Source organism: Chitinophaga sp. H8 (assembly GCF_040567655.1).
GTDB lineage: Bacteria > Bacteroidota > Bacteroidia > Chitinophagales > Chitinophagaceae > Chitinophaga > Chitinophaga defluvii.
Map to the genome: position 1 here is coordinate 3459304 of NZ_JBEXAC010000001.1, position 12108 is coordinate 3471411.

Annotated in this window: 10 protein-coding genes; 4 read left to right on the forward strand and 6 right to left on the reverse strand. The window is 45.7% G+C overall.

Annotated elements, in window-relative coordinates; genetic code table 11:
• Positions 1–21: 21 nt before the first annotated feature.
• Together ABR189_RS13195 and ABR189_RS13200 are read left to right on the forward strand one after the other, a co-directional pair.
• Positions 22–1545, forward strand: a complete 1524-nt coding sequence (locus ABR189_RS13195; RefSeq protein ID WP_354660971.1) for a C25 family cysteine peptidase — start codon at positions 22–24, stop codon at positions 1543–1545.
• Positions 1532–1810: a hypothetical protein gene (locus ABR189_RS13200; protein WP_354660972.1), complete on the forward strand. Its 279-nt coding sequence runs from the start codon at positions 1532–1534 to the stop codon at positions 1808–1810. Before ABR189_RS13195 ends, ABR189_RS13200 begins: the two co-directional genes overlap by 14 nt.
• 62 nt (positions 1811–1872) lie before the next feature.
• Here ABR189_RS13200 and ABR189_RS13205 read toward each other — a convergent pair whose 3' ends face one another.
• The 4 genes from ABR189_RS13205 to dnaK all read right to left on the reverse strand — a co-directional run bounded on the left by ABR189_RS13205 (position 1873) and on the right by dnaK (position 6897).
• Positions 1873–2589: a LytR/AlgR family response regulator transcription factor gene (locus tag ABR189_RS13205; RefSeq protein WP_354660973.1), complete on the reverse strand. Its 717-nt coding sequence runs from the start codon at positions 2587–2589 to the stop codon at positions 1873–1875.
• A complete protein-coding gene (locus ABR189_RS13210; protein WP_354660974.1) occupies positions 2586–3680 on the reverse strand; it encodes a sensor histidine kinase in 1095 nt (364 codons plus the stop codon). The genes ABR189_RS13205 and ABR189_RS13210 overlap by 4 nt, the downstream gene beginning before the upstream one ends.
• Positions 3681–3773: 93 nt before the next feature.
• Positions 3774–4808, reverse strand: coding sequence for a dipeptide epimerase (locus ABR189_RS13215; protein ID WP_354660975.1), 1035 nt, complete (start codon positions 4806–4808; stop codon positions 3774–3776).
• Positions 4809–4977: 169 nt separating this feature from the next.
• The gene (gene dnaK / locus ABR189_RS13220; RefSeq protein WP_354660976.1) at positions 4978–6897 is read right to left on the reverse strand and encodes a molecular chaperone DnaK; all 1920 of its coding nucleotides are present in this window, start codon (positions 6895–6897) and stop codon (positions 4978–4980) included.
• A gap of 320 nt (positions 6898–7217) precedes the next feature.
• Between dnaK and ABR189_RS13225 the strand changes: the two genes are divergently transcribed.
• Positions 7218–8564: an OmpA family protein gene (locus ABR189_RS13225; RefSeq protein WP_354660977.1), complete on the forward strand. Its 1347-nt coding sequence runs from the start codon at positions 7218–7220 to the stop codon at positions 8562–8564.
• Between the two features lie 148 nt (positions 8565–8712).
• Positions 8713–10638, forward strand: a complete 1926-nt coding sequence (argS, locus tag ABR189_RS13230; RefSeq protein ID WP_354660978.1) for an arginine--tRNA ligase — start codon at positions 8713–8715, stop codon at positions 10636–10638.
• 162 nt (positions 10639–10800) lie between these two features.
• Here argS and ABR189_RS13235 read toward each other — a convergent pair whose 3' ends face one another.
• On the reverse strand, positions 10801–11505 hold the full coding sequence (locus tag ABR189_RS13235) for a tetratricopeptide repeat protein (RefSeq protein ID WP_354660979.1): 705 nt from the start codon (positions 11503–11505) through the stop codon (positions 10801–10803).
• A 117-nt stretch (positions 11506–11622) separates the two neighbouring features.
• A complete protein-coding gene (locus ABR189_RS13240; RefSeq protein WP_354660980.1) occupies positions 11623–12108 on the reverse strand; it encodes a cytidine deaminase in 486 nt (161 codons plus the stop codon).

The window sequence follows — 12108 nt, forward strand, 5'->3', positions numbered from 1 at the left end:
ATCACACCCCAAACAGATTTTATGGAAAACGCTATTAAACTTATCCTGACCAACAAAACTGCCCTTGAAAAAAAGTATGGCAGTAAACACAAATCCATTCTGGCTGCGCTGGAATCCCTCCGTGAATTTGATAAAACCCGGCGGCTGGATACCCGGATTATCTTCCTGGATGATGCAGCATTGATGAAAAAATGTAAGGCAAAAGCTGTAACGGATACACTGGATGCCAAACAAAATAAACAGGCGGTAGATGCGCTATATAAACACTTCTCTCCTGGTTATATCTTGTTGGTGGGCGCCCAGGACATTATTCCTTTTCAGCGCCTGGACAACCTGCTTTTCAGTGAGGATGATGAAGACAAATATATTCCGAGCGATTTGCCCTATGCCTGCGATGTACCTTATAATACCAAGCCCGGTAAATTCATTGCACCTGCCAGAGTGGTAGGCCGCCTGCCGGATGTGCCCGGACAAAATGATCCGGCTTATCTGCTATCCCTGCTCAAGGATAGCATGGCGGTGAAGCCGGTGGCCAGGAAAAATTACCATGCCTATTTTTCAGTAAGTGTGTTCGACTGGCAAAAGTCGACCGAACAAAGCCTGCAAAATATCTTTGGTGGTTTTAAAAGCCTGCAGCTTTCTCCCGGTAAAGGGAAAGTGGCCAAATGGACTTTATCCCAGATGAAACCCAAAGTACATTTTTATAATTGCCATGGTGCACTGGATGATGCGGCCTATTACGGTCAGAAAGGCAATGATTATCCCATTGCCCTTCAGTCAGATGCCCTTACCAAAAAGGTAACCTTTGGTACCGTGGTAGCCGCAGAATGCTGTTACGGTGCCCAGTTATTCGATCCTAAGGTAAGTGATGGCCATCTGCTCAGTATTGCCAACAACTACCTGTTGAACCATGCGGTAGCATTTACCGGCAGCTCTACTATTGCTTATGGTCCTCCGCAGGGGCAAGGCCTGGCAGACCTGCTGACACAATATTTCCTGATCAATGTGATCAATGGTGCCTCTACCGGCAGGGCACTGCTGGAAGCCCGGCAACGGTTCCTGAACGAAATGGGGCCTACCCTCGATCCCTATGAACTGAAAACTGCGGCACAGTTTTACCTGCTTGGCGACCCATCCCTCGTACTGGTGGAAAATGAAACAGATCCCAATCACCTGGCTAAAAGCAAGTCATTTGTAAATACCCTGCAAAACAGGCGGGATAATATGGAGGCAAAAAGTAAAGCCCTGCAGGGGTATATTTCCACGCCGGAAAAAGTCGATGACGGACAGGGCAGCACTACCTTGAAAAAGGAAATTAAAACCTTATTGCAAGAAAGGAACTTTGATACACCAGCGCCGGCAAAAGTATTTGTGAATGAGGGAAAATCATCCGGCACCAGGGATGCCAAGTCGTTCAGGCCAACCGTGAAATTTCATGTATATTCGGAGTCTGCCGGTGAAGGCAAATTAAAAAAGACCAAAGTGCTGGTGGTAAAGGAAAAAAACAACCAGATCTTAGGCTTCCGGGAATATGTCAGAAAATAAAAAAAGAAATAAACAAACAGCACCAGCGCCCCTTACACTCAGGGGGCGCCTGGAACTGCGCACCTTTGGCAAAACCACTAAAAGTGAGCACCTCGGTGTATATATTGTTACGGAGAAAGGCGATTACCTGATCCGGCCGGTAGGTTCCAATCCTTTTATGGACAACCCATTACTACCTTTTGCCGGCAAAACAATTGAAGCAAAGGGCCGCCTCAATGAATATGTTTTTTTTGCCCAATCCTGGGTGGTGATTGATGATGAATAATATATCCGTGACCATAACAGGTGGTGCTTTTGCCTGTATATCCAGGCACATAGTTTCCTTTTCTAAATGCTCCTCAGCTCCCTGAAACGGGCAGATTGCCTGCGGGACACTTCTATCTGCACCCCATTTGTCATTTCCAGCACCAATGTACTGTTGTAAGTGGTACTTACTTTCCGGATATGGTCCAGGTTAACGATATGCTGCCGGCTACTTCTGAAAAAATGCTGTGGATCCAGCCGTTCTTCCAGGGAATTCATAGAGCGTAATACCATCGGTGATAGCTGATCAAAATGGATCTTCACATAGCTGCCCGCCGCTTCAAAATACAGGATCTGTGACAAGCGTACAAACCAGCACCGATCACCGTCTTTCACAAATATTTTCTCATGTTCCTGGAGATAACTGTTACGCACCACCGCCGGATGCTGCAGTTTAGCTTTCAATCGCTCAATCGCTCCGCCCAGACGATTCGCAGATACAGGCTTTAACAGGTAATCCAGCGCATTTATTTCAAATGCTTTGATAGCATAGGTGTCATAGGCAGTAGTAAAGATCACCTCCGGCACTGCTTCCAGCTTTTCCAGTAATTCAAAACCGGATACTTCTGGCATAGCAATGTCCAGGAATATTACGTCGGGTTGTAATTGGGCAATCAACTTAATACCTGCTGCGGCATTTGCTGCTTCTCCGGCAATGTGTATTTCCGGAAAGGCTTGCAAAGTGGCTCTCAGGTCGTTTCTGGCCAACCGTTCATCATCTATCAGTAATGCGTTAATCATGGCGCTACAGGAAGTTTTAAGGAAACCTTTACCAGTTGGTTGCCGGTAGTGGTAATGTCAAAGTGTGCCTGCCCTTTATAAAGTAATTCCAGTCGTTTAATCGTGCCGGAAATCCCCAGTCCGTTATACAGGGTTACGGGCTTCAGCTCTCCGGTATTTTCAATATGAATATAATAATGATCCGGCGATTCCTGGGCAGTATGAATATGTATGCTACCTCCTTCCACCCGTTGCGCCACACCATGTTTAATGGCATTCTCCACCAGTGTTTGCAGCATCATATGCGGTACCTGGTAGTCCCGCATCTTTTCGGGTACTTCGCAGGTTACTGTCAACCGCTCTTCCAGGCGTATTTTTTCGATAGACAGGTAATGCTGTACTACTTCCAGCTCTTCTCCCAGGCTTACCAGCTCCTGCTGTTCGGCCATGATAGCGCTGCGTAATACTTCTGCCAGCTCTCCTACTGCTACCTGTGCCCGCTCTGGGTTTTCAGCGATCAGGCTACGGATACTGCTCAGCGAATTAAATAAAAAATGAGGATTCAGCTTTGCTTTGATATTCTCCAGTTCTGTTTTACGCAAGCGGTTTTCGCCTTCCAGCTCCTGCCGTTTTAAAGTCTGTCGTTTTACCGTCAGGTATATAAGCGTCCATGCCCAGATCACCAGACTCCATACGATCCATACCACCATAAAAATGATAAACATAAGTACCCCGGGCGATAGTCCAGCTACTGACTTTTTAAATGTATCATAGGTATCCTGAAAATTACCTGTGCTGTAAATAGCAATAGCCGAATAGGTCAGTGCCTGTACCAAACCGGTAATAATTACTGCCATCCATACCCGGATCAGTCCGCGACCGGTAGACCGATAAATCAGCTGATTCCGGCGGAGGTAGCCCCGCAGCAAATGTGTATACAGGATCCCCAGAAAGATCTCCCGGTAGGTATCCGGATCTGCAAATAAGTCCAGGTGCAGCGAAAAGCCATCATCCCGGATATTGTTGTAAGTAAGGGTGAAAAGGGTCCAGCCAATCAGCTGACATAACCAATACCGATAGTTTTTGTAAATAGACTGAAAGAATTTTTTCATAAGTGTTACGGGCTTTAACATCCGTTCAAAACAAATCTAGATGGAACGGTAAGGATGCGAAAGCACATTTCAATCAATGAGCATTTTTCTGCGTTAATGGTTAGCTGGCTGTGCGGAGCTGTTTAAAATAGCTCCTGTTCCCGGACGATTGGCATAGATGATTTTACCATTTACAATCTCAACTCCTGTAGCAATATCTTCTGCCAGCAATAAAGGGCCATCCATATCCACATAATCCAGATAGGGCAGTAAATGCGCTACTGCAGAGGTGCCCACGGTGCTTTCATTCATACTGCCTGTCATTACCTTCATGCCAGCAGCCTTAGCTGCAGCAATCATTCGGCGCGCAGGGGTAATGCCGCCACATTTGGTGAGTTTAATGTTGATACCATGAAAATAACCAATACATTGTGCCACATCTGCTTCTACAATACAGCTTTCATCTGCAATTAATGGCAGTGCAGCATCCTGGTATACCTTTTTCATACCTTCCCAATCGGCGGCTGGCATAGGTTGCTCTATAAATTCTACCCCCAGTGAACGGAAAGCTGCTGCATTACGAAGGGTTTCCTCCACTCCCCAGGCACAATTGGCATCTACCCTGAAAACAGCGGAGGTATGTTCCCGTAGCGCTTTTATAATAGCAATATCTTCTCTGGTACCCAGTTTTATTTTATAGATAGGCCAGGGAAATGCTTTCAGCTTACTGACCATGTTTTCAATGGTATCAATACCAATGGTGTAATCCGTCAGGGGATTATGAGAAATATCCAGCCCCCATATTTCATATAGTTTTTTACCCTGCTTTTTAGCATACAGATCATACGCTGCCAGGTCTAATGCACATAAGGCAAACATATTATCCTGCAGCAAAGGGTACATATCTTCCCAGAATATTTCAGGTGTGGAGAGGGTATAACTGCTGATATAATCCCGGTGCCGGTTAATGGCCTCCATCAGCAAGGGTACCGTCATATTGTAATAGGAGTTATCAGCGGTTTCTCCCAGGCCGGTGTAGCCATCCTGTTCCAGCGCTACTACCAGCAAGGGCTGTACATCTTTTGACCGGCGGGAAATAGTAAAAGTGTGCCTGAACTTTAACTCATACGGGTGTAACGTCAGCTTCATTACAGAGGATTGTTAGAAAGTGAAGATACAGAAAAGACGGCAGGGAGGAAATGGGATACTGCTGTATAAAGGCAGGATAAAAGAAAAAGGGGAAAGTACCGTTAAACGGTTCCTTTCCCCCTTTCAGTAGTATCTATCCGCATAGGGCAGGTGCCCTTGCGCTTGTTTGTTATTTTACTTCTTCAAATTCAGCGTCCGTAACACCATCGTTAGCGGAAGCACCGGCATTACCCTGCGCTTGCTGTGCTCCACCGTCTGCACCGGCACCTGGGTTGGCACCTGCTTCCTGTGAAGCTTTGTATAATTCTTCAGAAGCGGCAGTCCAGGCAGCATTCAGTTCAGTTACTGCTGCATCTATCTGGGCGATATCTCCACCTTTCTGAGCTTCTTTCAGCTTACTGAGGGCAGCTTCAATAGGCGCTTTTTTATCAGCAGAGATTTTATCTCCGTATTCTTTGATTTGTTTTTCGGTCTGGAAGATTAAGCTATCTGCCTGATTCAGTTTTTCAACCTTCTCACGGGCTTCCTTATCGGTTGCTTCGTTGGCCTTTGCTTCCGCCTTCATTTTTTCTATTTCGTCCTTGCTCAAACCGCTACCCGCTTCAATACGGATATTCTGGGTTTTGCCGGTACCTTTATCCTTCGCAGTAACGTGCAGGATACCGTTGGCATCAATATCGAAAATTACTTCGATTTGTGGTACACCACGCGGAGCCGGAGGAATATCGCCTAAGATAAAGCGGCCCAGGGTCCTGTTTTGTGATGCCATTGGCCTTTCCCCCTGCAGTACATGTATTTCTACACTTGGCTGGTTATCAGCAGCTGTAGAGAACACTTCAGACTTTTTGGAAGGAACGGTGGTATTAGATTCTATCAGCTTGGTCATTACACCACCCATGGTTTCAATACCCAGGGATAAAGGCGTTACGTCCAGCAGCAATACATCTTTTACTTCACCGGTCAATACACCACCCTGGATAGCAGCACCCAATGCTACTACTTCATCCGGATTTACCCCCTTGTTTGGTTTTTTACCGAAGAATTTTTCTACTACTTCCTGAATTTTAGGGATACGGATAGAACCACCTACCAGGATCACTTCGTCAATATCAGCAGTAGTCAGCCCTGCATCTTTCAGTGCTTTACGGCAAGGCTCCAGTGTTCTTTCCACCAGGCTGTCGCTCAGCTGCTCAAATTTAGCACGGGTTAATTTTTTCACCAGGTGTTTAGGTACACCATCCACTGCAGTGATATAAGGCAGGTTGATTTCTGTTTCCATAGAAGAAGACAGCTCTACTTTTGCCTTTTCAGCAGCTTCTTTCAAACGCTGCCATGACATAGGATCTTTATGCAGATCAACCGCTTCATCTTTCTTAAACTCATCTGCCAGCCAGTCCATGATCACTTTATCAAAGTCATCGCCACCCAGGTGGGTATCACCATTGGTAGATTTTACTTCAAATACACCATCACCCAGTTCGAGGATCGAGATATCAAAAGTACCACCACCCAGGTCAAATACAGCTATTTTGCTGTCATGGTGTTTTTTGTCCAGGCCATACGCCAGCGCTGCGGCAGTAGGCTCGTTAATAATACGGCGTACGTTCAGGCCTGCAATTTCGCCGGCTTCCTTGGTAGCCTGACGCTGTGCGTCATTAAAATAAGCAGGTACCGTAATAACTGCTTCTGTTACTTCCTGGCCCAGATAGTCTTCCGCAGTTTTCTTCATTTTCTGAAGGATCATTGCAGAGATCTCCTGAGGCGTATATAACCTGCCATCGATATCGATACGAGTGGTGTTATTATCACCTTTAGCTACTTTGTAGCTCCAGTGATGGATTTCATTGGATACTTCGTCAAAATGACGGCCCATGAAACGCTTCACTGACATAATAGTGTTTACAGGATTCGTGATTGCCTGGCGTTTAGCCGGGTCGCCCACTTTCCTTTCACCATTTTTCAAGAATGCTACTACCGATGGGGTGGTTCTCCTGCCCTCATCATTTGCAATCACTACCGGTTCATTTCCCTCCATTACGGCAACGCAGGAGTTGGTAGTTCCTAAGTCAATACCTATTATTTTTCCCATAATATTAATATTCCCTTTTATTAGTTAGTTGTAAGTTTTTTATTAATGTGTTTGTCTTAGGATTGTCAATGATTATGCCAAGCAAAAAAATATGAAAATATGTCAGTCCTATATGATACAAACGGCTTATATTTGAAAAATAGTCGCTTACCTGACATAGTGCTATTTGTCCTGACCCTTTCTTTTTCAAGCACTTTTATAACCTCTGCAAGCTTTATAGATTAAAAGATTACGTACACTGGCTATTTATCCCCGGCCTCATTAATGGAACTTATCATATTAATTGTCAAGCAAAATTGTGTAACCTAACGTTTAATCTCATGAACAAAAGCAATCTTCGCCACGTATTGTGCGCCCTGCTCATTACCGTCCCTTTTATCAGTAACGCCCAGGATCAACCCGTTTCTACCCCAGGTATTTTTAATGGCAGCACTGGCTACAAAACGTGGTCTATCGGCATCAATGGGGGCGCCCTGGCCCCGGTGGCCCCTACGGGTGGCAGCAATGACTTTACAAAATGGAAAGCCGATTTTGGCTACGGTGCCTATGTAAAGTGGCAGATGCTCCATGCCCTGGCATTACGCGCTGATTATATCGGCGGAAAGCTCCAGGCAGACAATTCAAAGAAACTGGGTGATGGGTCCTCCCTCGTCAGCCCCTACACCTCCTACGAAACCAAATTAAAATGGTCTGCCAGCCTGAGTGCAGTAGTGAATGTGGCAACCATCAACTGGCTATACAAACAAAATTTTGTGCAGATCTACCTGTCCGCAGGGGGTGGGATAGCAGGCTACAGCCCCACCCTTACCCTGGCCGGTGGCGGTACCCAGGACTATAAGGCCGGCGGTGGTACCATACAGGAACTGATCATCCCGGTAGGTGCAGGACTTAAATTCAAACTGTCTGAAATGATCAACCTCGACCTGGGATATACCATGCATTTTACCGATGGGGATAACCTGGATGGCTATCCTACCGGTCCTAATAAAGACAAGTACTCTTACGCCTACGCCGGACTGGAATTCAGCCTCGGTAAAAAAGGAAGCCCGCAACTGGCATGGAGCAATCCGGCCAAAGTAATGTATGACGACCTGGTAGCACAAAAGGCCCAGCTGGCTGCTGAACTGGAAGCCCAGAAGTCTAACAATGCCAGGTTGACGGCCGATGTAGACAAACTGACCAAAGATACTGATGGGGATGGGGTATCTGACTTCTTTGATAAATGCCCCAACACACCTACCGGTGTTAAAGTAGATGGTGCCGGTTGCCCGCTGCCGGTAGATACCGTAAAACCAATCACTAAAGTGATCATTACAGAAGAAGATAACCGCATTGTAAGGGAAGCTATCCAGAACCTGGAGTTTGAAACCGGTAAATCCAGTATCAAACCTCATTCTTACGCAGCACTGGACCGGGTGGCAGAAATGCTGAAAACCAAAGGCTTCAGCCTCAAACTGGCAGGCCATACAGATAATGTAGGCCAGCCTGCCAAAAATATGATCTTATCTAAAGACCGGGCCGAATCTGTAAAACAATACCTGGTAAGTAAAGGGGCAAACCCGTCCAAGATTGAAGCGGTAGGCTACGGACAAACACAACCTATTGCCAGCAACAAAACAGCTGCGGGTAAACAAAAGAACAGACGTGTAGAATTTACGATCTATTAATTGCCATAATTACCATATCCTATAAATACTCGGAGGAGGCTGTTCCTGACAGGAACAGCCTCTTTTTCAATACCCTGTTTCATCCTCCATAAAGTAGCACCTACTTTTTATTACCTTTGCCCCAACTTGCATTAATTATTTTTTCGACATGAGTGTTGTACAATCCATCAGATCTGCTGCCGTTGCAGCCATTAAGGCGCTTTACGATCAGTCCCTGCCCGAACAGGATATTGCTATAAATACCACCAAACCCGAATTTGAAGGGGAATATACCATCGTCGTGTTTACCTTTACCCGATTCAGCCGGCAAAAACCGGAAGAAACCGGTCAGCATATAGGTAACTATCTGGTACAACACTTCCCTGAACTGATTGCCGGCTTCAATGTGGTAAAAGGTTTTTTAAACCTCCGCATTACCGATCAGTTCTGGATCCGGTTTGTACGCAACAACTTCAGCAATAAAAATATTGGCATCCAGCCTGCCAATGGTAAAAAGGTGATGGTGGAATACTCCTCTCCCAATACCAACAAACCGATTCACCTTGGACACCTGCGGAATAATTTCCTGGGCTACTCCATTGCCGAAATACTGAAAGCTAACGGCTATGAAGTAATCAAGGCCAACCTCGTCAATGACCGGGGTATTCATATCTGCAAATCCATGCTGGCCTGGCAGCTATTCGCGCATGGCGATACGCCGGAATCCACCGGGATTAAAGGCGATCACCTCGTGGGCGACTACTACGTGAAGTTTGAAACCGTGCTGAAAGAGCAGGCCGAACCTATCATTGAGCGGGTACTGGACAACGATTTCCGCGATTTTGAAGGAGAAAATCTCCGGAAAGTAGAAAAGCTGGCCACCCTCCTGCATCAACCGGAAGTAAAAAATGACGCTGAAAAAAGTGGCAAAATACATGCGGAGATCAAGGAACTGGCCCGTAATCAGACAGAAATCATGCAGCAGGCCAAAATCATGCTGGAACAATGGGAAGCCGGCAACCCCGAAGTAAGGGCGCTGTGGAGTACCATGAACGGCTGGGTGTACGACGGTTTTGAAGTAACCTACAAACGCCTGGGAATAGATTTTGACCAGATGTATTACGAAAGCCAGACTTACCTCCTGGGCAAACAACTGGTTACCGAAGGACTGGAAAAAGGTATCCTCTTTAAAAAGGAGGATAATTCTGTGTGGATAGATCTGACAGCAGACGGACTGGATGAAAAATTACTACTCCGCGGCAACGGTACCTCTGTATACATGACGCAAGACATGGGTACTGCTAAGCTGAAGTATGATGATTACCACATGGATCAAAGCATTTACGTAGTGGCCGACGAACAAAACTACCACTTCCGTGTGCTGAAACTGATCATGGAAAAATTAGGAGAACCTTCCGCTGCAGGGCTGTACCATCTTTCTTATGGCATGGTGGAATTGCCCCATGGCCGCATGAAAAGCCGGGAAGGTACCGTAGTAGATGCGGATGATATTATTACTGAAATGGTAGATACCGCTGCCCGGCATACACAGGCATCCGGCAAGCTGCAAAACTTTACGGAAGCAGAGCGCCAGCCCCTGTACAACACCATTGGCCTGGGTGCCATGAAGTTCTTCCTCCTGCGGGTGGATCCTAAAAAGAAAATGGTATTCAACCCGGAAGAGTCTATTGATCTTCATGGATTTACCGCGCCATTCATACAATATGTACACGCGCGTATCAAATCTATTTTAAGGGAAACGAACTATACAGAAAGCCTGGAGGCATACGAATACAATGGCGGCCTGCTGCCCCTGGAAAGAGAATTGCTGATCTTAAACGAACAGTTTGATACAGCTATCGCAGAAGCGCATAAGGAAATGAGTCCTGCTGTTATTGCCAATTACGCTTTTGCACTGGCGCAAAAATTCAATTCTTTTTATGCAGAGAAAGTAGCCGGTAAGTACATCTACTCCATCCGTGACGCTGAATCTGAAGAAAAGAAAAAATTACGCCTGCAGATTGTAACGCTTACCGCAAATACCATTGCGCAAAGTATGCGCCTCCTGGGTATTCAGGTACCGGAAAGAATGTAAGAAACAGCTGTTAGCTTTTAGCAGTTAGCCGTTAGCAAAAGGATCAATTTCCTCCAGCTAACGGCTACTTTTTTAAGCGAATAATCTTATTATTTATTCCCTCGCAGTTAATCAATAATTAAAAGGGCTGTTCCTCCGATGCTAAAAGCTAATAGCTAAGGTCTAATAGCTATTTGCCGTTGCTTTATCACAAAGCGCATATCCCTTTTCCCGTTCTCCTATCTCTATATACGATTTACCGAGCATAAACCAGGCAAAGGCATTTTGTGGTTCCAGCTGTACTACTTTATTCCATTGCTCAATTGCAGCTGCATATTTGCCCTGGCGAAAATAAGCGTGTGCCAGGCTATGTGTGATCTGGGTATCTGCAGGATGTAATGCTTGTGCCGCTTGCAGATGTTTAATTCCTCTGGCAATTTGTTGTAGCTGTAAACAGGTAACACCTATATTAAAATGAAAAGTAGCATCCGTAGCAATCCCCTGACTACCAGCCTTTTCAAAAGCCCGCAGGGCGGCCCCAAAATCCTGTGTATTAAAACAGATCATTCCCAGTTCATACCAGGCTGTTGCCTGCAGACTATCGATTTTCAGATCTGCCTGATAATAGTATATACTTTCCTGATAGTTTTCCAACTGTGCATGTATTCTGGCCGCTTCCAGATAAGCACCCGCAAAACCACTATTACGTTTGATGGCTCCTATAAAGCATTCCAAAGCCCCTTCCAGATTGCCACTTTTTTTAAGTGCCAACCCCTCTTTATATAATGCTTTTGCTTTATCATTTAGCGGAGTGATAACTGCGGCCATAGTGGATTGCATGACAATACCACTACTCAAAAACAGACATAGGATAAGGCGATAGGTCATATGGTTCCTGGCTTTCACCGACAAATATAAATAAAATTTAATTTATCTACCATTAAATTTACCCACATTCCCCTGCTTTATAGGGGATTCCTGTATAAGTATATGCATTCCAGGGCACTAGCCCATATCGTTGCTGGAAAAAGATAAAGGAAGCAGATGGCTGGCAGTTTGCAATACAAACACTTTGCCCTGAAGCCCTCCCAGTACCAGGCGGATAGGGCGATGCAGGCGCTGTTCATACTCTGCAAGTGTTTGACGGCAGATACCACAGGGTGAAATAGGTTTATTACTCTCTCCTTCCAGATTATGGTAGCTGATAGCAATAGTATCTATTGCTACTTCAGGATATAAAGAGGAGGCGGTAGACAATGCTACCCGTTCTGCACAAATGCCTACCGGAAAAGAGGCGTTTTCCTGATTGGTACCGGTAATAGTCTCCCCATTTACCAACCTTGCGGCAGCTCCCACCCGGAAATGAGAATACGGCGCATAGGCATGTTGCGTCACGTCCCTGGCTATTTGCAGCAAGGCTGCATCAGCGGCAGACAGGCTTGTCTGGTCGTCATACACGTCATATTCAAATTGTTGCTGGTATTTTTTCAT